Below are 22,049 nucleotides of genomic sequence, written 5' to 3'. Positions count from 1 at the left end.
ATCTATCCGATAGCATTTTATGATACTAAATATTTTAAATTTTAAAATATTTAATGTGATGTTTGCAGTTTGCTTGATTAAAGTTGTATTAATGTATATCCTTATTATAGGGAATATATCATTTAGTAGATTTTGATTTTATTGATTAAAACTTTTTATTTGGTGAATTGACTCTTACTTTATTATTATACTCCTAAAATAATTATTTGGAGGAATTTGAGTTGGAAACTTTAACAATATCTAATGAATTGAGCAAGATATCACAGGTAGGGTATGATTCTTCTGTGTCGGAGCTTTCTGTGTTTTTTAAGGATGGAAGAGCTTATAAGTATTTTAAGATTGAACCAAGACATTTTAGTGTAATATCTAAACTTATTGAGGACAAAAGATCAGTTGGTAAATACTTAACAGAAAACATATTTAATAAGTATGACCAAGAAAAGCTTTAATTTGTTTTTTTAGATAGATAGGTAGATAGTATTAAAGCCCTTTTGTTTTTTTAAACAGAAGGGCCTATTTATAGTTAGCTTTTTAGGGTGATAATTTTATTTATAATCATCAATATGGGCTATTTAATTTTAAAGTTTAATAGCATTGGAGGCATTGGAGTTTTATATTTTGGTTGTTATTAGATTTGGTGTTATTTTGCTGCTTTAAATAGTATTAAGAATTCAGGTAAATTTTTTATGCATAATGTGTTATTTATTATTGTTTTTATTTTGTCTTGCAGCTCTATTTTTAGGGAATATCAAAATATATCAGGAGAATATTATAATCTTGCTAAATTAAATGAAGAGCTTGGTAATGATGAGACTTCTGTTTTGCTTTATGAAAAATCTATTAAATTTAATATTAATGCTGGTGATGATTCAAGTTACAATTTTATTTTAGCTTACATTAATTTGAAAAAATATGTAGAGGCGGAGTTGAAACTTAATTCCATTATAGAAAAAGATCCAGAAAATATTTTGTTAATTAATTTGAAGGGATATTTATTCTTTAAGAAAAATGATTTAGATAATGCTTTGATTTGCTATTTGAAAACTCTAGAATTTGCGCCTGCAAATAAAGAAGCCCTATTTAATATTTTTTACATTTATCATTTAAAGAGCGATAAAAAAAATGCAAAAAAATATATTTTAAAATATAAAGAGCTAAATCATTCTATACCAAGTGGTGCAGAAGAAATAGTTTCTTCTGTTATTAAGAGTTAATTTTTAATTAATTGTTTAATTTTTACTTTTTTACTTTATGACAATTATTATATAATAAGATATGCAATATAAACCCCGTTTTATTTTTTGTAAATTTTTGTAGGAGAGTTTGTATATGATGAGGATTAAAGTTTTAATCTTGTGTTTGTTTGGGATCGTTGTGATTAATGGTTTTACAGATACTAATTTTGAATTCAATTTTGGTGGTGGGGCTGCTTTTCCTGTTAGTCCCTTTTCAAGCTTTTATAATGAGGCTTTAGATATTAATGCAAAGCTTAAGCAAAATTCGCCTTCAAATTTATCCCTGATAGAAAAAGAAGATATAGCCCAAAATTTTTCCGATTTGGCCAATATTGCTAAAGCTGGATTAAAATATGGGATTTATACTCAATTTGGCGCTAAATTTGATGATTTTATTTCTGTTGGATTTGAGCTTTTGCTTGACATGAACTTTTTTAAAGCAATAAAGCGTTCAGATGGAACTGCAAATGAAAATTTCTCGTTTATTATGGCAATAACACCGAGATTTTATACAAAATTAGATTTTTTTGTTTTAGCTTTAGCGTTTTTCACAGGTCCTAAGATCAATATAACTACTGCTGCTGCAGATTCTGTTTTAGCAGAATTAGGAACAATGGGCTGGGATATTGGCGCTAGGCTTTCATTTTCTTTTTTAATTCTTGAAGGTTATTATGTTTGGAATATTCAAAACTTTAAATTTTCTGATTTTAAGTTTGGGATAGGATTTGAATTTGGGATTGTTTAGTTTAAGTCAATTTTGTTTTGGGATTATTTATAATATTTATTTTTTATATTAATAGGATTTTTTCTTTTTATTATTAAAGCTAAAATATTTTTAGTTATTTTATGCGTATAAGAGATATTAATTATCAAATTAATATTATTAAGATTTTTTTATAAAAAATAACGAGGAACTAGGTGAATTTACTTAAAAAAAAATCAATAGGAATTATTGCTTGTCCTGGGGGTAGAGTTTTTGCCAGTAAAATAATAGAAGAGCTTGAAAGAATATTTATAAATGTTGAAAATGACATTGTAGCCAATGTATGTCAAGATTGTAAAGCCTTAAAGGAAGAAATTTTTAGAATTGAAAAAGTTTTATCTCCTTTTTTAGAAGGGTTTAGTTTATCTTCTCTTGAGAACAGGGAGTCTTTGGAAATTCCTGTTAAATTTGTTAAGTTTGCCAATGGTGAATTTAAAACTGAAATTTTAAAAACAATTAGGAATAAGGATATTTTTATTGTCCAAGATGTTGCTAATACTTATGAAGTTGAAATAAATAGTAGTGAAAAAATAATTATGACAGTTAATGATCACATAATGAATTTAATGACAACAATAGATGCTTGTATGCAGGCTAAAGCCAACTCTGTTAGTGTTATTATTCCATCTTATCCTTATTCAAGGCAAGATAAAAAACATTCAAGAGAATGTTTAACAGCAAGTCTTATTGGAAGATTTTTAGAAGAGTTGGGGATTAGACATATTTTAACCTTGGACATTCACTCAAAGGCAATTGAGAATGTATTTAGGAAGGTTTATTTTGAAAATTTAAATGTTTCTTATGAAATCTTTAAATCTCTTAGGGATTTGATTGACATTAAAGATTCTAATTTGGTTATTGTTTCGCCCGATACAGGCGCTGTAAGTAGAAATAAATTTTTTGCATCAAGCCTTAAGAGTCCTCTTGCTCTGCTTTATAAGGAGAGGGATTATTCAAGAGTTTCAAATGACGTTTCTGATTCAAATATTTCTGTAACTAAACTTTTAGGAGATGTTGAAGGTAGGAATGTTTTTATGAGCGATGATATGTTAGCTACTGGGGGTACTCTGATTAAGGCAATGAAATTGCTTAAAAATATGGGCGCTAAAAAGATTATATGTGGGATTAGTTTGCCGTTTTTCAATGGAGATGCTATTAAATATTTTGACAAAGCTTATGAGGAGGGTTATTTTTATAAAATAATCGGAACCAATGCTGTTTGCCATAATGATGAATTAATAAATAAGCCTTGGTATCATGAAGCTAATGTTGCGCATCTTTTTGCGAATGCAATATTTGCAATTTATAATAAGGTTGGTTTACAAAAAATTCTTGATAGAAAAGACGATATTCAAAAATTGATTACCAAAGGTTAGTTTATGAATACCCTTAGCATTGATATTGGCACTAGTGTTTTAAAGGCAGCATTAGTTAGCTCTGAAAATGGAGTTTTAAGTTATATTGATGTTAGCTATTCAGATTATTTTAATGTCGATTTCGAAAATTTTGACTTCAATATATGGCTTTTTTCTTTTAAAAAAGCCATATCCAATTTTCAACCTAGCAAAATAGATTGCATTTCTGTTAGTGGTATTTCGCCATGCTTAATTGCTTTAAATTCAAATTTAAAGCCTTTAGAAGTATTACATTGGAATTCCCTTAAAATCAAGTCCGATTTTAGGGGGAAGTCTGTATTTTTACCTTATGTGCTTAGCACTGTTGAAAGAGGCATATATTCTAAAATAAGCTATTTTGTTTCTTGTTTTGAGTATTTTATTTATTTGCTTACAGGAAAGCTTTTTACAAGCTTTCCAAGCACAGAGTATATTCCTTTTATTTGGGATGATGTAGAGATAAAAAAATATGGACTTGATAAGAATAAATTCCCTCCGTTCATAAAAATGGGAGAAAATATTGGTGTTGTAACTTATAAAGCAGGAGTTGAATTTGGGCTAAATAGCGGAATTAATGTAATTAATGCTGGAGCAGATTATTTGAGTGTTTTGGTAGGAAGCGGGGCTTTTCAAGAGGGAATTGTGTCAAATAGAATGGGTACAAGCGAAGGGTTTAATTTTGTTTCAAGTACGTATTTGCCCGGATTTTCTTTGGAATATCCTTATTTTTTAGAAGGATATTTTATTATTGGGAGAATTGTTCCTTTTGGATATTTGATTCAATTACTGAAAGACAGTTTTTATAAAAAAAGTTTAACTTTTGATTTTCTTTTAAAAAAGATTGTTAAAAGTGTTACTTTAGATAATGTATATTTTTATCCAAGCAAAATTAAACTTTTTAATGATTTATTTGTTTTGGATCCTTCTATTTGCAAAGATTTAAATAAAGGAATTTTTGGTAGTATTAAAAATCCATTAGAGATTGGTTTGGCAATACTTGAGTTTGTATGCTTTGCTTTTTACAACAGATTAGCAGAGTTAAAAGCCTGTAAAAAAGAAATTTTGAGTATTTTTGTTAGTGGATCTAATTCTGATAATTTGCTTTTAAATCAAATCAAGGCAAATATTCTTGGCAAAGATTTAAATATTTTTGATTTTAAACATTCAGAGATTATTGGGGGAGCAATTCAGGCATTCTATTCTTTAGGAGAATTTAGTAGTTTAAATGATGCTTTTTTCAAGCTTGCAAAGATTAAGCATATTGTCTTGCCTATTATTGAGATCCATGAAGAATATTTAGAAAAATATCAAAAATATATTAATAATTATAGTCTATTTGTTAACGGGTAATATATAAGTTTCTTTAAATTCGCTTATTCCTGTTATTTTTTTAAAGTCTGCTTTTGCTTCTGATTTTGTTTTATAAGGACCAGATCTTACCCTGTAAATATCTTTATTATCTATTGTTGCAGAATATATTTTGGCAACAATATTATATTTGAGTAATTTTTGAATATAGTTGTCAGCATTGATTGGGTCTGAGAGTGATACAAATTGTATGTAATATTCTGTATTAGGATCATATATGTTGTCAATATTTAAGGCTTTTTTGGCTATAGGTTGGGGTTTTTCAATAATTTTTGATTTTTGGTGGGAAGTATTAGTTATTTTTTTGGCTATAGGCTGAGGTTTTTCAATAATTTTTGATTTTTGGTGGGAAGTATTAGTTATTTTTTTGGCTATAGGCTGAGGTTTTTCAATAATTTTTGATTTTTGGTGGGAAGTATTAGTTATTTTTTTGGCTATAGGCTGAGGTTTTTCAATAATTTTTGATTTTTGGTGGGAAGTATTAGTTATTTTTTTGGCTATAGGCTGAGGTTTTTCAATAATTTTTGATTTTTGGTGGGAAGTATTAGTTATTTTTTTGGCTATAGGCTGAGGTTTTTCAATAATTTTTGATTTTTGAGAAGTGTTGGGTGTTTTTTTTGTAGGTTTTTTTTCTTTATTTAAATCTTGTGTTAAATCTATGATTATTTCGTTTGGGGTTTCAGATACCTTTAAAGATTTTTCATTTTGGTCAGTGTTTTCTAAGGTGTTTTGATCTTTAGTTTCTTCTAAGACAATATTCTTTTCTGCAATATCTGAAGTCAAATTTTTGTTTGGGAAAAAAATAATTGTTCCAAGAAATATTATGATACAAACCGTTGCAATTGAGGTTAATGCTACAAAAAATCCTTTGTTATTATCATTGTTTTCATTCAAATCTTTCATAGTTAATTATCTCCTGCATTTTTTTTTCAATTTCTTTTTCTAGATATGTATAATTCTTGTTATTAATTATATTGATTATTCTTAAGTTTATAATATTTTTTTTAAAAAAAATATCTTTTTGAATTTTGAGTATTTTATTAATTATATTTGAGTCTATTCTTGGCATAGAATATGATAATCTATTTTTTATTATAGGAATCTTTGCTTTGACTACAATTATATAGTCGCAAAGTTTTTCTAAATTTAGCTTAAAAAGTAAAGCAGCATTGATTATTATTTTTGTAGATTGGTTTTGAATTAGTATTTTTTTTATTTTATTAAGTATTATTGGATGAGATATACTTTCAAGTTTTTTTAATTCTTTATTGTTATTAAATACAAGATTTCTTATCAAGAGTTTGTCTATTTCATTTTTAGTATTTAATATTTTTTGACCAAATATTTTAACTATTTCTTCTTTTTTTTCATGTAAGGCTAAATGCCCAAGTTTGTCTACATTTATTTCGTAAAATCCATATTTATTGCTAATTATTTTAGAAGTAACATCTTTTCCAGATGCAATTTTTCCTGTTATCCCAATGATTAATGGATTTCGCCCCATGATTTGCCCGTTTCAATATTTGCTCTTAAGGGTAGATTTAATGTGTAAGCGGTTTCCATCATAATTTTTAATATTTTTTTTACTTCATCTTCCTCTTTAATAGGAGATTCAATAAGCATTTCATCGTGTACCTGCAGTAATACTTTTGATTCCATTTTTTTACTTTTAAATTCATTAAATACTTTGACCATTGCAATTTTCATGATATCAGCAGCACTTCCCTGAATTATGCTATTTATTGCTATTCTTTCTGCAGCAGATCTTTCCAAATAATTATTACTATTAATTTCTTTTATATATCTTCTTCGTTTTAAGATAGTTTCGCTATATCCAGTATTTCTTACGAAGTTTATTTGATTTATTATAAACTCTTTAATCTTTGGATAAGAGTCAAAGTAAGAGTTTATAAATCCTTTTGCTTTTTCTTTTGTAATTCCCAGTTCTTTTGCGAGTCTAAAATCTGACATTCTATAAATTATTCCAAAATTAATAGATTTTGCTATTCTTCTCAAGTTGGGAGTAATTTCTTTTTCCTCTATTTTGAAAAGTTTAGAAGCAGTTTCTGCATGAATGTCTTTATTATTTTCAAATGCTTTAATAAGTGCTTCGTCTTGTGATAAATGAGCAAGTATAGCAAGCTCAATCTGAGAATAATCAGCTGAAATAAAAATATTCCCATTTTCCGGCTTAAATGCTTTTCTTATTTTTCTTCCTTTCTCATCTTTTATTGGTATGTTTTGTAAGTTGGGATTTATACTGGTGATTCTACCAGTTGCTGTTTTTGTTTGTATGAAGCTTGTATGCAGTCTATTTGTCTTATAGTTTATTAGTGCTGCCAAATTATCTGTGTAGGTGCTCTTCAATTTTGCAATTTGCCTGTGTTTTATTAGGTTTTCAATTGATTCATGCTGTCCTCTCAGAGATTCGAGCACTTTTATATCAGTTGAATCTTTTTTCATTTTCTCTGGTAATTTTAGATTTAGTTTTTCAAATAAAATTTCATGCATTTGTTTTGGAGAATTTAGATTAAAATCAATTCCTATGCTTTTTATTATCTTGCTTTCAATTAGTTCTAATTCTTTTCCAAGTTCTTTTCCATATTCTTTTAAATATTCTTTATCAAGATAAATGCCATTTTCTTCCATTTCTATAATTACATTGTTAAAAGGCATTTCTATTTCGTGCATTAACTTATCAAGCCCATCTTCTTTTAATTTTTTGGTAAATATTTTAAATAATCTGAATGTAATATCAGCATCTTCGGATGAATAACTTGTTGCCATTTCTAGAGATATGTTTGCAAAGTTATCATTTTTTTGTATCACATCTTCGTATTTGATATTTTTATGCAGTAAATATTTTTCTGCAAGAAAATCAAGCGATACTTTTGAGTTTGTGTCAATAAGGTATGCTGCAATCATTGTATCAAAATAAGGTGGGATAGGGCTAAATCCATTGTTTTTTAGTATTTTATAGTCAAATTTATAATTTTGACCAATTATTTTTGGGCTTGATTCAAAGAGATTGTTAAATTTTTGTATTATATAATGTTTTTCTATGTAAACTTTTCCTTTAGCTTCGATTGGGATATAGTAACCTTCAAATTCTTTGAATGAAGTGGAAATTCCAATTAATTTTGCCGTATATGTGTCAAGCGAAGATGTTTCTGTGTCTATTGATATGTATTTAGCCTTTTTAAGGCTTTCTATTAAATTGTCAAGATCTTTTTTTGTTGTTATTGTATGATATTTAACATTTTCTGTATCAATTGTATTTAGGGTATTTGAGTTTTTAGTAGTAGATTCTTGATTGAAAAGGCTTTTTTGGCCTATATTTTCTTCTTTTTGTTTTAGGATATCTTTTTTATAAGTTTTTATTAGCGTAATTGCTGAATGCTTTTCAAACAAAGATATTATATCTTCACTAAAATTTTTTAAGGCAAAGTTTTCAATTTCTGGAATTTTTAAATTTTCTTCAAGACTTATAAGATCATAGCTTAAAAAAGCATTTTCTTTTTCTTTGATTAAAAGTTCTTGATGTTTTTTATTTATTAGCTCTAAATTTGAATATATTCCTTTTAAGGTTTTAAATTCTTTTAATAAATTTGCTGCTCCTTTTGGCCCAATGCCTTTTATTCCAGGTATATTATCAGATCTGTCTCCAACAATAGCTAAATAATCTTTTATTTGAAAGCTATTTATTCCAAATTTTTTTATTACGTACTCATTGTTCATTTCAACAAAGCTGTTGTTTTCAATTTTAAGTATCTTTGTGTATTCTGACATTGTTTGCAGCAAGTCTTTGTCAGGAGAAATAATGTAAGTTAAATAGTTATTCTTTGTAGCTTTTTTAGCAAAACTAGCTAAAAGATCGTCAGCCTCGTAGCCCTCGATCTCAAAGATTGGTATTTTTGCCTTTAAAAGCCCCTCTTTTATCCATCCTATTTGAGGTATTAAATCATTCGGAGGCGCATCTCTTGTTGCTTTATAGTTTGGATATTTTTGTTTTCTAAAAGTTGGTATTTCTGAGTCAAAGGTAACAATCAAATGTTCGGGATTTTTTTCTTTTATTATGAAAAATAATGTTTTAAAAAAGCCAATAAATGCGTTAACATTTTCTCCTCGTGTATTTAAAAGTGGATAATTTTTCATTACGTGATAATTTCTAAATATTATGTTTAGTGCGTCAATTAAGTAAAGTTCTTTCATATTTTAATATCTAGCATTATAGGTGTATTGATTACTGTAATGTGGTTTTGATGTTTTTTAATTTTTGAGATTTTTCTTTTTGCACTTGCAATTTGTTGTAAGAGTTTATAACAACTTTGATATTTAATATATATTTCTTCTTTTAGTAGGTTAATTTCTTTAATCAAATGGTCAAAATTATCCAATTTTTGGTTTTTAGGTTTTAACCATGCATTTATTGTTTTATAATAGTTTTTGATTGATTCTAAGATTAAATCCTTTTTAGGATTGGTTACATTTAATATTCTTATTTCTTCTCTTTGCAATTTATCACTTTCTATTGTTAATATCAACTTTAGTTCTTTTAATTCTAATAATAAATTGTTAAAATATTTTTTTAAAATTTCATTAGCCAACAATATTGATTCCTAACTTATTGTGAGTAGTATTATTTTCTTTTGTTTTTAACTTTTTCCAAGTAAGGCTTAATATTTGCAATTGTTTTATAACATTGTCAATTTTGTGTATTTCTTTTTTTAAAAAAACATTTTCTAGCTCTTTATTTAGAAACGAGTATATTGAGAGTAAGTTTGTAGAGATATTTCCACCTTGTTCAAAATTTAATGTTGACATTAATTCAGTAATGATTTCTTGTGCATGAAAAATTTTTTCATTAGCTTTAATTGTATTTTGCCAATTTCCATCTTTTATAAGTTCTTTGGCAATTTTCAAGTCTTGTATTGCTTTGTCATAAAGCATTATCAATATTGAGAGGGGGTTTGATGTGTTTATTTGCGTTTGTTTATATATTTTTTCTTTTGATATCAAAATTTCCTCTAATCTAAAAGTTTGATTTGTTCTATTATTTGGTCTTTTTTAAAAGGTTTTGTAATATATCCTCTAGCCCCAAGCGATAAAGCTTTTTGTATTAATTCTTGTTTTCCAATAGCTGTAACCATCAATATATTGACTTTTTTAAGCAATTTTTTATTAATTTCATATATTCTCTCAAGAGCCGTAATTCCATCCATTCCCATCATTGTTATATCGAGTGTTATTAGATCAATATTATTTTGTTTTTCAAATTCTTTAACAGCCTGAATTCCATCTTCGGCCTCTAAGAATTCTTTGAATCCCAATTGCTTTAAGATGTTTATTAGGTTTTTTCTCATAAAAAGTGAGTCATCTGTTATTAAAGCTTTTTTACCTTCTTCCAAATAAGCACTCCTTTGTCCATTTTAACATATTAAAATATCTTTGACGACAATTAAAATATAATTCACATTTTTGTAATATTGCCTTTTTGATTGATTTTTTTATTTAAAGATTATTTTACTTTGAATATAAGTAAAAATAATATGTGTTTTTTTGGTGTTATTTGATAGTTTTTATAATAATAACAAGGTGGCTTTTTCTTATGAATTTAGATTGTTTGATAAAATAATGAAGAATGTGTTAAATTTTACTCCTATGAGCAGTAAAATACAGCAAGAAATTGCAAACTTGAAAAAGTTGATTAGAAAGTGGGATAAAGAGTACTATGTCGATTCTTTGCCCAGTGTTGAAGATTTTGTATATGATAAGCATATTTTAAGGCTTCAAGAGTTGGAAAGTAAGTATCCTGAATATAAGACCCCGGATTCCCCCACTCTTAAGTTTGGCAGCGATCTTTTGAATGACTTTAAAGAAGTTGAACATTCTGTTCCTATATTAAGTCTTGACAAGGTTTATGATCTTAATTTGTTAGAATCATGGATAGATAAGATTGATTTTAACAATTTTTTTAATATTTCTGTTGAACCAAAGATTGATGGATGCTCTATTGTTCTTTATTATAAAGATGGTATTCTTGAAAAAGCTCTTACTAGGGGTAATGGAAAATTTGGTAATGACGTTACTAAAAACATTAAAACCATTAGGCATATTCCTTTATTTCTTGATGAAAAGGTTGATTTAATATTAAGAGGAGAGGTTTATATTACTAAAAAAAATTTTTTTAAAATAAATAAATTTTTGGAAAAACCTTATACTAATTCTAGAAATTTAGCCTCAGGAATACTTAGAAGGGTTGATAGTAGAGAGGTTGCTAATTTCCCTTTAAATATTTTCATTTATGATTTTTTGAATGCTGGATTGGAGTTTAAAGCTAATGATTTGGCCATTGAAAGACTAAAGAAATTGGGTTTTAAAGTTGATCCTTTGATTAGATTTTTTGATCAAAAAAGTTCTATTGGGGAAGTTTTAAATTACATAGCAGATATAACAAAAAAAAGAAATTCTTTTGAGTATGAAATAGATGGAGTTGTTCTTAAGGTTAGCGATTTTACTTTAAGAGAAAGATTGGGTTATACTTCGCATCACCCTAAATGGGCAATGGCTTACAAATTTGAAGCCCTTTCAGGTTTTAGCAGGGTAAATAGTATTGTTGTTCAGGTTGGGCGTAGTGGTAAAATTACTCCGGTTGCTAATATTGATAAAGTTTTTGTTTCGGGGGCGTTTATTACCAATGCAACCTTGCATAATCAAGATTATATAATATCTATTGGTTTGAATGTTGGTGATGTTGTTAAGGTTTCAAGAAGAGGAGATGTGATTCCTGCTGTTGAAATGGTAGTAAATAAATTTTCAAAAGGGTTTTTCAAGGTTCCTGATAATTGTCCAGCTTGCAAGATGGTTTTAGTAAAAGAGGGAGCCCATTTTTTTTGTGTAAATAATAATTGTCCTTCAGTGGTAGTTGAGAAGATAAAATTTTTTTGTAGTAAAAATTGTATGGATATTGAAGGACTTTCTGATAAAACCATTTCTTTTCTTTTTGAGAAGAAATTTATTTCTTCAGAAGTTGATCTTTATACATTTAATTTTTATAAACTTCTTGAATTTAAAGGGTTTAAAGATAAAAAGGTAAATAATTTGATAAATTCAATTGAAGCTAGCAAAAAAAAGCCATTTAGTAAATTACTTCTTAGTATGGGAATTAAAGAGTTAGGAGAAAATGCTATAAGGTTGTTATTTATTAATAACTTAAATTCATTTTCAAAGCTTTTTAGGCTTTGTCAAGATAGAGATTTTGCTTTTTTAACATTATTGAAAATTAAAGGCATAGGAGAAAAAATTGCTTTAAATATTATTGAAGCTTTTAATGATTCAATAATGCTTAATAAGTTTAAATTTTTTGAAAATTTAGAATTTAAAATGGAAGAGTCTATCATGATTGATGATGGAAATAAGTTATTACTTGATAAAAAGTTTTGCATTACTGGAGCTTTTAATGGTTATTCTAGGTCTATTGTTATTGATAGACTAATAAATAAAGGGGCAGTTTTTAAAACCTGTGTAACTAGTAGTTTGGATTTTCTTGTTGTAGGAGAAAAAGCTGGATCAAAGCTTAAAAAAGCTTTGGATTTGAATATAAAAATTATCTCTTTTGAAGATATTAAGAGCTACTTGGATTGAGTTAGATTTAAAAAGGTTTATTTTCTATTTAATTATTTTTATTTGTTTGAATTCAGGCTTTAGGCTTTTATACATAATGCCTAATTCATGGATATTTTTGACTTCTATTAAGTTTCTAAAAAATTCTTCTTTATTTTTTAGAGTAGGGTTAATGAAATATTTTTCAAATTTGAATTTTGAGATTATTTCATGATTTTTTAGAGCTTCATTTAAATTATTAGTTGGATCTATTTCAATATAGTATGTGTTTTCCTTTTTAAATGCAAATTGATCCCCTTTTTCTTTAAATTTATAGTTATTAAGGTATATGTCAGGATAGATTTGAAAATCTGCTGTTTTTATCATAGTTGTTTTTGGCTTGCTTTTAGTGGGCTTTTCTAGATTTTGGTTTTCATTTTTTTCTGTAGGCTTTGAATATTTTTTTTCTAATTTTTTAATTTCTTCTAGTTCATCATTTTTGTTTGTAATAGTTGGAATTAGGGCTTCTTCGTTTAAAGATTTTTGAGAAATTTCTTTTTTTTTAAAATTGTTTAATTCTTTTTGAAGTTTCAAAATAGTTTCTTCATTCTCTTTTATCTTATCTTCTAATTCTTTGAATTTATGTTTATCGGTTCTTATTTTTTTTTGATTTTCTTTATTTATTGCTTCATTTGCGTGAATTTTTCCTTTTAGATTGTTTATTATTTTCCCTATTGAAGATAAATTTTCTTTAATTTCTTCTAAGTTTTTATCTGAGTCATCTTTTTTTTTAAAATTTCTTAATTCTCTTTGCAAGTCTAAAATAGTATTTTCATTGTCATTGATTCTGTCTTCAAGTTCATCTATTTTGTTTTCATTAATAGCATAATATTTTTCATTCTCATCAAGATTTTTTTTTAGGTTGTTTATTATTCTTTCACTAGAGGGGTAGTTGTCCTTATTTAATTCTTCAATTTCATCATTATATTCATAATTTTCTTCAAAATCATCATCATCGTCGTCTTCTTCTTCCTCTTCTTCAATGTTTTCAATATTTATTTTTTCTTCATAATTTTCATCTTCTTCGGATCTGGCCTTCTTGTTAAGGAGTTTTTTTATTTCTAATATTTCGTTTTTTAATTTATTTGTTAATATTTCATACTTTTTTGCTTTTCTTTCTATTGATTCTATTTTTTTATTTTCATTTGTCGGTGTTTTTTGATTTTTTGTTTTTAAAAGCTTTTCTATATTTTTAATTTTATTTTCATAATTTTCAATTACAGATTTTAGATCATTTTCGTCCATTCTTTTTTTAAACAGGTTTTTGTCTCTTATGTTTTCTGGTAATTTTAAATCTTTACCTTTTTTTGGATCTTTGTAAGAAACTATGTTTTTGTTTAAATGTTTTGAGGTGTTTATTTGATCGTTTTTATTTCCAGTATCTTTAAATTCTTCACTTAAGTCTTCTAAAGGAATTTTAATGCTAGAATAATTTATTGTATTATTAGCCCCAAATAATGATATACATGAAAGCAGTATAAAATACTTAAAGTTTCGATTTTTTCTTTTATTCATAAGGTCCTTGTTTTTATTTAGAAAACATCTATAATTTATAATGTTATCATAGTTTGTCCATTTATCAAAAGTGATAAAAAATCACCGGAGGTGCTATTGTTATTGGCAAGTGGCGCTGATTTCAAGTTAGTTTTAAGTGAATTTCTTATTAAGTTGCTTTAAAATTGTTGCATATGTTGGTAAGGTAAGTTGTTTTTGAAGTTTTATTTTTAAATCCTTTTTATTTATGTAATGATAGGTTTTTACTGATTTAATTTTTTGTTTAGTTGGAGTTTGCGAATTTGACAAATGTGGATGCAAATGAATTTTGGGCTTTGCCAGTTTGCTGCAATGTTAAAGATTCTTTTATTGAAGATTTTAGCTTTGTAGATGACCCTGTAAGTTCAATTTTTAGTATTAGCTATAAAGACAATATAACTTTAAAGTTTAGAGATTTTGTTGATTCTAATGAATTTAATTTAAAGCTTTTTGATAATAAGGTAAACTTTAAGGGTCAAATTCCTTTGGTTTTGTATTCAGATAACTTGGAGTATTTGCTAAAAGCAGAAAAAAGTGTTCTTTTTAATCTAAGAATTGGTGATGGAAATAATAATTACTCTTCTGGATTTAAAGAAAAAGAATCTGGAACTTGCAATGTTTTGAATGCTTGTTATGAATTTAGTGATTATAATAGTTTTTCAGATGACTTTATTTTAGTTAAAATATTTTTTGATTCTGATAATTTAATTATTGATGCTAATGTAGACAATATTTCTTTTTTGAAATTTTTTATTAGTGAAAATTTTGGTATGGATAAGGACAAAATAAAAATTAATTCTTTTAATAATTACTGGTCTAGCTGTATTTTTCCTATTTCTTTTAATGCAATTTTACAGGGCATTGTAATTTCAAAAAAAATTAATAAAAGGGTTAATGTTATTTACTACAAAAGGCATTTTGGAATTTTAGATAATTTAAATTTAACTTTTTCAGTTTCTAATTGTTTGTTGGCAGATAACAAACTTTCAAAGATTATTTTAGAAATTATAATAAATAGACCTTTAAATTTTTTATATAAGTTTTATTTTAAATTTATTAATAATATTTTTAAAAATTTATTTTTTGATGGGTTTTTAGAAATTTTTTTTGTTGAGAATAAAAGTGATTTCATATTTTTTTATGATAATCTTTTGGCATTTGAGACCTCTGTTTATAATTTTATTTATTCTAATTTTTATAATCTTGCCTTAGGGATGTCTTGTGAGCCAATAGGTTATTTGCTTACGCAGATCAAGGGTGATTATAGTAGCTTTTTTAAAGTTTTTAAAAAACTAGACTTAAAGAATTCTTTAATAAAAAAATCTTCTGTTTTAAGTTTTAACAAGAATTATAATATTTTTGACACTAGTCGCAGAGGAGTTGGCTTTGCTTATTTAAATTCAAGCACTTGTTTTTTAATCGAAGAGCAATATGTTGTTGCTCTCTTATATAAGGATAAATTAGATATATTTGTGCCTTATAGCATTATTGACAACAATTTAAGCAACTATTTGAAAAATAGCTTGGCTAAAGCATTGGGCTTGGCCTATAGCAGTATAAATTTTTTGATAAATGAGAATGTTTTAGATTTTGCTAATTTTTATAGTCTTCTTTTCAAAGATCCTTATCTGATTGAAAAAGCAATTTTAACCATTAAGGATAATTTTTCTTCTTTGATAAGTAAAGACTTTATAAATGAATATCCTGTTATTTTTAAAGAAAAAATATCCGCTGATTCTGTTAATGATTGTGTGCTTGGGTGTTCTGTTGAACTTAAATTTGAATTTTATTCGCTTAGTGCTGTTTTTACTAATGTAAGTTTTTTTGTAGAGCAAGGTAAATTTACCAAGCTTAAGTTAAATAACAAAAGAATTTATACAATATTTGAGTTAGCAGTTGATTATGTATTTTGCAGTGCTAATGTAAATTGTGATATTAAAGATTGTTTAAGCTTAGAGTTTATTGAAGATGGTGAGTTTGTTTTTTCTTTTAGAAGTTTTTTTATCGTTTCTGTTTCTGCAATTCGAACTGCGTTGATTCAGATATTTGATTTTAATGCAAGCAGGACACCTCTTGATTTTGAAGAAATTTTAAATAGCTGGAGTGTAAAAATTGATATTAATTAATTTTAATCTAAATGGAGAGAGTATTTCAAAAAAGATTAGTCTTTCTTTGTCGACTAGAAGTCTTTTAGAGTCTATCTTTTTTTCCAAGAGTAATAGTTTGGAGTATATTATTAATAACAGATTTTTTTTAATTTTGTTAGATTTTAGACTTGTTTATTCGAGTTTAATTCCTGCTTTTATTTTAAATGGTCGTAGTGTGGTTACTCTTGAGGGACTTAAGAGAAAAAGTTTTTATCAGCACATGCAAAAAATTTTATTAGAAGACGATTTTAATTTTTGTAGCAATTGTTTTGAATCTAATACTTTGTTGTTTTATTATTTTTTGGAAAACAAGATTATAAGCAGATCAGATATTTTAGGCTATAGAAATTCATTAAAATGTAATTGTATGGATGTTAATACTTTTTTATCTCTTTATTTGAAAGCTGAAGAATTGTATAGAAAAAATGGTTGATGTTAAGGTTTATTATCCTGAAAATTTTAATATATTATCTTATTTATTTAATAAAAATTTAAATAATTATATCATTTATAATGAGCTAGATTTTAAAAAAAATCCTAATTTGTTTAATAGAGAAACACCTATTGATAATTTTTTTCTTGTTGGTAATTTTGAAAAATTTAATAAGGTGTCTTTAAGGGGTAATTTTCTCGAGATGGGACCGTGTGTTACTTACAACGAGATACTTCAGATTGGTAAGAAAAATATTCCAAGTCTATTTTATGAGTTTATTTCAAAATTTAATGATAAAACATATTTAAATAGTATTAATCTTGCAAATGGGTTTTATTATAAAAACACTGTTTTTGATATTTATCCTTTATTGTTAAGTCTTGATGCACAAATTGAGTTTAAAAATATTTTAACCAAAAAAACTTATGTTTTTAGTGCTTATAACTTAAATAGAGTTGAGTATATTACAAATCGAAGCACTTTTCTTGTTACTAAATTTAAATTTCCAATGATGAATCTATGGAACAGAAGTTTTTATCACAAAATATTTTTCAATACTTTGTCTTTTGACATTTTAGAAGAAACGGACATCATATTTATATGCATTCTTTTAAACATAAAAAGAGATGTTATAAATGATTTTTTGTTAAAAATATTTTATGATGATAGGGTGATTGTTATAAAGGATTTTCAGGTTTTACTTTTAAACAAATCTTTGCCGCTTTCATTTTCTGAGATAGAAAATTCTCTTAAAATGTTGGATAAAAATATAAGAGATTCTAAAAATTTTAATATAGGAGAGAGAAATTTAAAACTAATAAAGAATTTTTATTTAGATGTATTAATGAATTTTAATTTTTAATGGTTTGAATAAGTTTAATTACTATCTTTAGTATGCTATATTTCTTATATAAAGGGAATATATAATTTATTTTTATGTATTATAATGTAAAAAGTTAATCAAAAAATAATATTCATAATGAGGGGTTTCTGTACTTATGGTAAAAAAAGAAGCAATTATTAAGGCTGTAAACGGTTTACATGTTAGGCCTGCATCAACTTTTGTAAAAAAAGCTAAAGAATATTCTAGCGAGATAACAATAGAATCTGATGGAAAGTCTGTTAGCGGTAAAAGTTTGTTCAGGCTTCAAACTTTAGAATTGTCATCAGGTAAAAAGCTTTTGATATGTGCTGAGGGTGAGGATGAGGAGATTGCTGCTTCAGAGCTTGCAGAGCTTATCGAATCTTTTAAAGAATGAATTTTAGAAGGATTTAAGTTATGACTTTATCGGGCAAAAGAATATCCAAAGGAATAGGCATTGGAGAAGTTCTTTGTATTAGGAAAAATTTTGATAAAATTGTAAGTAGGGAAAAAATCGATTTTTCTCAAGTTGATAGCGAGATATCAAAATTCAATAAGGCTAAGTTAAAAGCAATTGAAGCGTTGAAAGCTCTTGATAGAAAGGCTGTGCTTCAATTTGGAGATGACAAAAAAGGTATTTTTGAAGGTCAAGTGTTGATCGTTGAAGATGATGAACTTTCTGAGCTTGTTATTGGGTTTATTATAAAGGAAAATTATAGCGCTGCTTATTCTGTTTATTTAGCGTTTGAAAATTTGGTTAAAAGCGTAGAAGACTATAAAGATCCTTATTTAAAAGAAAGAGCATCTGATTATAAGGATATTAGGAATAGATTAATTTCTATTATTTTAGGTCAAGTAACCGATTTTTCTGAGATTAATAAAGATATTATTCTTGTTACCGAAGAATTAACTCCATCTGATACTATGCAATTTGACTTAAATTATGTTAAAGGATTTTTAACTGCAGTTGGAGGAGAAACTTCCCATGCTGCTATTTTGGCAAGAACAATGGGGCTTCCAGCGCTTGTTATGACTTTGCTAGATATTGATGCGTTAAAGGATGGCGATAAAATAATCGTCGATACAATATCTTCTATTGTTATTAAAAATCCTTCTTCTGATGAGCTTGATTTTTATAATGGTAAGATTTTGCGTCAAGTAGAGATGGAAAAAGAGCTTTTTTCTTTAAAAGAGAAAGATGCTGAAACAAAAGATGGCGTAAAAGTATTTTTAAAGGCAAATATTGGAACACCTGTTGATATTACCTATGTTAATAAATATGGCGTTGAAGGGATAGGTCTTTTTAGAACAGAATTTTTATATATGAAATCTTTACAACCCCCAACAGAAGATGAGCAGTTTGAAACTTATAAGAGAGTTATAGATACAATGGAAAAAAAGGGGGTTGTTACAATTCGTACTCTTGATGTTGGTGGGGATAAGGAAATTCCCTATCTTAATTTTGAGAAAGAAGAGAATCCCTTTTTGGGGTTTAGGGCACTTAGGATGTATAAGGAATATGAAGAATTGATCCAAGCACAGTTTAATGCTATTTTTAGGGTCAGTCATTATGGGAAGATAAGGGTAATGGTGCCTATGCTTACCAGATATGAAGAGATTGAGACGATCGAATATTTTGTGAATAACGCAAAAATTAACTTGAAGTCTAGAAATTTGCCTTTTGATGAAAATTTGGAAGTGGGTTGTATGATAGAAGTTCCCTCTGCAGCTTTAATTTCTTCTAAACTTGCCAATAAATTGAAATTTTTTAGTATAGGAACTAATGATTTAACCCAATATGTTTTAGCTGTTGATCGTGGTAATCAAAAAATATCAAATTTATATGATAAGTATAATCCTGCTGTGTTGAAATTAATAAAAAAGGTTCTTGACGATGGAGTTAGCTCTGGAATTGATGTATCTGTTTGTGGCGAGCTTGGGGGAGATGATGCTGGAGCATTGCTTCTTGTGGGCCTTGGATTTAGATCTTTAAGTATGATTCCTAGTGCTACCCTTAGAGTTAAATATTTGCTTAAAAAGTACACAATAATAGAATTAGAAGAGTTGGCAAATAGAGTTTTAAATAGTGATTCTGAGCAAGAAACTTTAAGTTATTTTGATAAATTTATAGGAGATTAGTTATGGGGTTTTTAGATTTTTTTAAAAAAACCGCTACATTGGATTTGATTGCTCCGATTAGTGGAAAAGTTATGTCAATTGATAAGGTTCCTGATGAAGCGTTTGCTGAAAAAATAGTTGGTGATGGAATTGCAATTCTTCCAACAAGTAATGAGTTACTAGCGCCTTGTGATGGTAAAATAGGTAAAATTTTTAAAACCAATCATGCCTTTAGTCTTGAAACTAAAGAGGGTGTTGAAATTTTTGTTCATTTTGGAATTAATACTCTTAATTTAAATGGCAAAGGTTTTACAAGAGTTGCTGAGGAAGGCATTAATGTTAAACAAGGCGAAGTTATTATTAGGCTTGATCTTGAATATTTAAAAGAGCATTCAGAATCTGTTATTACTCCAGTTGTTATTGCAAATTCAGATGAAGTTTCAAGCATAGAATACTCTTTTGGTAGACTTGAAAATGATTCTGAATATATTTTGTTGTCGTCAACTGTTTTAACAGAAGAAATTAGACATAAAATATCTCAAACAAAGCCTGTTACAGCAGGCAAAGATTTAGTATTGCGAGTTAAAAAGTAAAAAAGAGAGAGCTTGAAACTCTCTCTTTTATTTTAATCATAATAAGGTTTTTTCTAGAAATTCGTTTATTATACTTGTGAATCTTCCTGGATTTTTGCTAGGCATTCCTGAGGTTAGTAGAGCTTCTTCAAAAAGGAGAATGCTTATTTTTTCTAATTTTTCAGGCTCTAGATTTTTTAAATTTTGGATTATTTTATTATTAGGATTTAATTCAAGTATTGGTTTAATTTCTTTTACTTCTTGTCCCATTGACATCATAATTTTTTGCATTTGGTAAGTTGGATCATTACTATCAATTATTATTGCTGAAGGCTCTTTTATCAATGTTGCCGAGAGATTGACTTCTTTTATGTGCTCCTTCAGGATTTCTTTTACTTTTATAAGGGTATCTTTGAACTCTTCTTCAATTTTTTTGAAATTTTCATCTTTTAATTCATTGCTAGTTTCATTTTTGTTTATTGCTTTTAGCTTTAATCCTTCGTATTCTGGAATTAGATTTAAAATAGCCTCATCAAGTTCATCGTCCATGATTAGGATTTCAAATCCTTTTTCTTTATACGCGTTTACTATTGGGTTTTCTTTTAATATATTTTCTTTGCCACCTGTTATGTAGTAAATGCTTTTTTGGCCTTCATTCATTCTTTCTTTGTATTCTTTAAAAGATACAAATCCGTCTATATTTGAAGATTTAAATCTTATTAATGAAATAAGTTTTTCTCTGTTTTCAAAGTCAGAATAAACACCTTCTTTAATACATCTTCCAAATTCTTTAGAAAACTCTGAAAATTTTTCAGGGTTTTTTTTACTTAGCTTTTCAAGCTCGCTTAGTATTTTTTTTACAGAAGATGATTTTATTTTAGACAAAATTTTATTTTGTTGTAGAATTTCTCTACTTACATTGAGTGGTAAATCTTGGCAATCTATAATTCCTTTTATAAATCTTAGATAGTTTGGAAGCAAGCTGCCTTCAGAATCTGTAATAAAGATTCTATTTATAAATAGCTTTACCCCAGGTTTAGTGTTTGGGTAATATAAATCATAAGGAGCTTTACTTGGGATATAAAATAAATTGGTATATTCTAAATTTCCTTCAGCTTTTGTATGAATATGCATCAATGGATTTTCATAATCAAAGGTTGTATTTTTATAAAATTCATTATATTCTTCTGCTTTAATTTCGCTTTTATTTTTTGTCCAAAGAGCAGTAGTTTCATTTATTTTTTCTTCTTTTTCTTCTATTCCCTCTTGCTTTCCGTCCTTCATTATAGGTTCGCTGTATTTTATATAAATGGGATAATTTATATGGTTTGAATATTTTTTGATAATTTCTTGAATTTTCCACTTATTAGCATATTCAAGTCCTTCTTTATTAAGATAAAGCTTTATTTCTGTACCCGATTCTTCTTTTTTTGCTTTTTCTATTTCGTATCCTGTTTTGCCATCGCTAGACCAAGTATAAGCATCGCTTTCTAGTGCTTTTTTTGACGTAACTTCTACTTTTTCTGATACTATAAATGCGCTGTAAAATCCAACTCCAAACTGGCCAATTAGACTTGCAGATTTTTTTTCATCTTGTTTTAAATTGTTAATAAATTCTTTAGTTCCTGATTTAGCAATTACACCAAGATGATTAGTTAAATCTTGTTCATTCATCCCGATTCCATTATCTTTAATTAGGATGCTTTTATCGTCAAATGTTATTTCTATTTTTGGTTCTAGAGAAATGTTTTTGAATTTTTCATTTGTTAAGCTTAAAAACTTGAGCTTATCAATGGCGTCAGACGCATTTGATATCAATTCTCTTAAGAATATTTCTTTATGAGAGTAAAGAGAGTGAATGATTAAATAAAGCAAATCATTTACTTCTGTGTCAAATTGTTTTTTCATGCAAATTTTCCTTTTCAATTTAATCTTTACTTTTTTTATAATATAACATAATCT

At 26.9% G+C, this 22,049-nt stretch carries 20 protein-coding genes; 12 read left to right on the top strand and 8 right to left on the bottom strand.

What is annotated here, in order from left to right; all coding sequences use genetic code 11:
* Window positions 1-221: 221 nt before the first annotated feature.
* The 5 genes from DB318_RS01730 to DB318_RS01710 all read left to right on the top strand — a co-directional run bounded on the left by DB318_RS01730 (window position 222) and on the right by DB318_RS01710 (window position 4,742).
* Window positions 222-449 (top strand): KTSC domain-containing protein, encoded by a 228-nt coding sequence (locus tag DB318_RS01730; RefSeq protein WP_004789464.1) that lies wholly within the window; start codon window positions 222-224, stop codon window positions 447-449.
* Between the two features lie 237 nt (window positions 450-686).
* The gene (locus DB318_RS01725; RefSeq protein WP_151074168.1) at window positions 687-1,214 is read left to right on the top strand and encodes a tetratricopeptide repeat protein; all 528 of its coding nucleotides are present in this window, start codon (window positions 687-689) and stop codon (window positions 1,212-1,214) included.
* 115 nt (window positions 1,215-1,329) lie between these two features.
* Complete coding sequence (locus DB318_RS01720; RefSeq protein ID WP_151060179.1) at window positions 1,330-1,980, top strand: hypothetical protein; 651 nt, start codon at window positions 1,330-1,332, stop codon at window positions 1,978-1,980.
* Window positions 1,981-2,153: 173 nt separating this feature from the next.
* Window positions 2,154-3,374, top strand: a complete 1,221-nt coding sequence (locus tag DB318_RS01715; protein ID WP_151074167.1) for a ribose-phosphate pyrophosphokinase — start codon at window positions 2,154-2,156, stop codon at window positions 3,372-3,374.
* A 3-nt stretch (window positions 3,375-3,377) separates the two neighbouring features.
* Complete coding sequence (locus DB318_RS01710) at window positions 3,378-4,742, top strand: FGGY-family carbohydrate kinase (RefSeq protein WP_151074166.1); 1,365 nt, start codon at window positions 3,378-3,380, stop codon at window positions 4,740-4,742.
* Here DB318_RS01710 and DB318_RS01705 read toward each other — a convergent pair.
* From DB318_RS01705 to DB318_RS01680, 6 genes are read right to left on the bottom strand one after another with little or no spacing between them, the layout of a single operon-like run.
* Window positions 4,725-5,663 carry an SPOR domain-containing protein gene (locus DB318_RS01705; protein WP_151074165.1) on the bottom strand — a complete coding sequence of 313 codons (939 nt, stop codon included), beginning with the start codon at window positions 5,661-5,663 and terminating at the stop codon, window positions 4,725-4,727. The genes DB318_RS01710 and DB318_RS01705 overlap by 18 nt on opposite strands.
* On the bottom strand, window positions 5,647-6,264 hold the full coding sequence (coaE, locus tag DB318_RS01700) for a dephospho-CoA kinase (RefSeq protein ID WP_151074164.1): 618 nt from the start codon (window positions 6,262-6,264) through the stop codon (window positions 5,647-5,649). The genes DB318_RS01705 and coaE overlap by 17 nt, the downstream gene beginning before the upstream one ends.
* Window positions 6,246-8,972: a DNA polymerase I gene (gene polA, locus DB318_RS01695; RefSeq protein WP_151074163.1), complete on the bottom strand. Its 2,727-nt coding sequence runs from the start codon at window positions 8,970-8,972 to the stop codon at window positions 6,246-6,248. The genes coaE and polA overlap by 19 nt, the downstream gene beginning before the upstream one ends.
* Window positions 8,969-9,370: a hypothetical protein gene (locus tag DB318_RS01690; RefSeq protein WP_151060185.1), complete on the bottom strand. Its 402-nt coding sequence runs from the start codon at window positions 9,368-9,370 to the stop codon at window positions 8,969-8,971. The genes polA and DB318_RS01690 overlap by 4 nt, the downstream gene beginning before the upstream one ends.
* Window positions 9,360-9,779 (bottom strand): flagellar export chaperone FliS, encoded by a 420-nt coding sequence (gene fliS / locus DB318_RS01685; RefSeq protein ID WP_151060186.1) that lies wholly within the window; start codon window positions 9,777-9,779, stop codon window positions 9,360-9,362. Before fliS ends, DB318_RS01690 begins: the two co-directional genes overlap by 11 nt.
* Window positions 9,780-9,787: 8 nt before the next feature.
* The gene (locus DB318_RS01680) at window positions 9,788-10,168 is read right to left on the bottom strand and encodes a response regulator (RefSeq protein WP_151073587.1); all 381 of its coding nucleotides are present in this window, start codon (window positions 10,166-10,168) and stop codon (window positions 9,788-9,790) included.
* Between the two features lie 253 nt (window positions 10,169-10,421).
* On the opposite strand from DB318_RS01680, the gene ligA reads away from it, so the two are divergent.
* Window positions 10,422-12,404, top strand: a complete 1,983-nt coding sequence (gene ligA, locus DB318_RS01675; protein WP_151073717.1) for an NAD-dependent DNA ligase LigA — start codon at window positions 10,422-10,424, stop codon at window positions 12,402-12,404.
* Between the two features lie 24 nt (window positions 12,405-12,428).
* On the opposite strand, the gene DB318_RS01670 is transcribed toward ligA, so the two are convergent.
* A complete protein-coding gene (locus DB318_RS01670; protein ID WP_151074162.1) occupies window positions 12,429-13,937 on the bottom strand; it encodes a coiled-coil domain-containing protein in 1,509 nt (502 codons plus the stop codon).
* 281 nt (window positions 13,938-14,218) lie between these two features.
* Here DB318_RS01670 and DB318_RS01665 point away from each other — a divergent pair, with 281 nt between their 5' ends.
* From DB318_RS01665 to crr, 6 genes are all read left to right on the top strand, one after another.
* Complete coding sequence (locus DB318_RS01665) at window positions 14,219-16,081, top strand: hypothetical protein (RefSeq protein WP_151074161.1); 1,863 nt, start codon at window positions 14,219-14,221, stop codon at window positions 16,079-16,081.
* Window positions 16,068-16,535: a hypothetical protein gene (locus DB318_RS01660; protein ID WP_151074160.1), complete on the top strand. Its 468-nt coding sequence runs from the start codon at window positions 16,068-16,070 to the stop codon at window positions 16,533-16,535. The genes DB318_RS01665 and DB318_RS01660 overlap by 14 nt, the downstream gene beginning before the upstream one ends.
* Window positions 16,528-17,397, top strand: coding sequence for an FAD binding domain-containing protein (locus DB318_RS01655; protein WP_151060191.1), 870 nt, complete (start codon window positions 16,528-16,530; stop codon window positions 17,395-17,397). The genes DB318_RS01660 and DB318_RS01655 overlap by 8 nt, the downstream gene beginning before the upstream one ends.
* Window positions 17,398-17,533: 136 nt before the next feature.
* Complete coding sequence (locus tag DB318_RS01650; RefSeq protein WP_002557145.1) at window positions 17,534-17,794, top strand: HPr family phosphocarrier protein; 261 nt, start codon at window positions 17,534-17,536, stop codon at window positions 17,792-17,794.
* 20 nt (window positions 17,795-17,814) lie between these two features.
* Window positions 17,815-19,536 (top strand): phosphoenolpyruvate--protein phosphotransferase, encoded by a 1,722-nt coding sequence (gene ptsP / locus DB318_RS01645; RefSeq protein ID WP_151060192.1) that lies wholly within the window; start codon window positions 17,815-17,817, stop codon window positions 19,534-19,536.
* 2 nt (window positions 19,537-19,538) lie between these two features.
* A complete protein-coding gene (gene crr, locus DB318_RS01640; protein WP_151060193.1) occupies window positions 19,539-20,108 on the top strand; it encodes a PTS glucose transporter subunit IIA in 570 nt (189 codons plus the stop codon).
* Between the two features lie 36 nt (window positions 20,109-20,144).
* Here crr and htpG read toward each other — a convergent pair whose 3' ends face one another.
* A complete protein-coding gene (htpG, locus tag DB318_RS01635; protein WP_151060194.1) occupies window positions 20,145-21,995 on the bottom strand; it encodes a molecular chaperone HtpG in 1,851 nt (616 codons plus the stop codon).
* Window positions 21,996-22,049: the final 54 nt, after the last annotated feature.

This window comes from [Borrelia] turdi, assembly GCF_008828755.2.
Classification (GTDB): domain Bacteria; phylum Spirochaetota; class Spirochaetia; order Borreliales; family Borreliaceae; genus Borreliella; species Borreliella turdi.
The sequence above is the reverse complement of the archived record's forward strand: the minus strand, read 5'-3'. Positions and strand labels throughout refer to the sequence as shown.

What these genes read in the sequence shown, in the direction of transcription:
- DB318_RS01725 (WP_151074168.1), top strand. Translation starts at nt 687, where the DNA reads ATGCATAATGTGTTATTTATTATTGTTTTTATTTTGTCTTGCAGCTCT.
- DB318_RS01720 (WP_151060179.1), top strand. Translation starts at nt 1,330, where the DNA reads ATGATGAGGATTAAAGTTTTAATCTTGTGTTTGTTTGGGATCGTTGTG.
- DB318_RS01710 (WP_151074166.1), top strand. Translation starts at nt 3,378, where the DNA reads ATGAATACCCTTAGCATTGATATTGGCACTAGTGTTTTAAAGGCAGCA.
- DB318_RS01705 (WP_151074165.1), bottom strand. Translation starts at nt 5,663, where the DNA reads ATGAAAGATTTGAATGAAAACAATGATAATAACAAAGGATTTTTTGTA.
- coaE (WP_151074164.1), bottom strand. Translation starts at nt 6,264, where the DNA reads ATGGGGCGAAATCCATTAATCATTGGGATAACAGGAAAAATTGCATCT.
- polA (WP_151074163.1), bottom strand. Translation starts at nt 8,972, where the DNA reads ATGAAAGAACTTTACTTAATTGACGCACTAAACATAATATTTAGAAAT.
- ligA (WP_151073717.1), top strand. Translation starts at nt 10,422, where the DNA reads ATGAGCAGTAAAATACAGCAAGAAATTGCAAACTTGAAAAAGTTGATT.
- DB318_RS01670 (WP_151074162.1), bottom strand. Translation starts at nt 13,937, where the DNA reads ATGAATAAAAGAAAAAATCGAAACTTTAAGTATTTTATACTGCTTTCA.
- DB318_RS01655 (WP_151060191.1), top strand. Translation starts at nt 16,528, where the DNA reads ATGGTTGATGTTAAGGTTTATTATCCTGAAAATTTTAATATATTATCT.
- DB318_RS01650 (WP_002557145.1), top strand. Translation starts at nt 17,534, where the DNA reads ATGGTAAAAAAAGAAGCAATTATTAAGGCTGTAAACGGTTTACATGTT.
- ptsP (WP_151060192.1), top strand. Translation starts at nt 17,815, where the DNA reads ATGACTTTATCGGGCAAAAGAATATCCAAAGGAATAGGCATTGGAGAA.
- crr (WP_151060193.1), top strand. Translation starts at nt 19,539, where the DNA reads ATGGGGTTTTTAGATTTTTTTAAAAAAACCGCTACATTGGATTTGATT.
- htpG (WP_151060194.1), bottom strand. Translation starts at nt 21,995, where the DNA reads ATGAAAAAACAATTTGACACAGAAGTAAATGATTTGCTTTATTTAATC.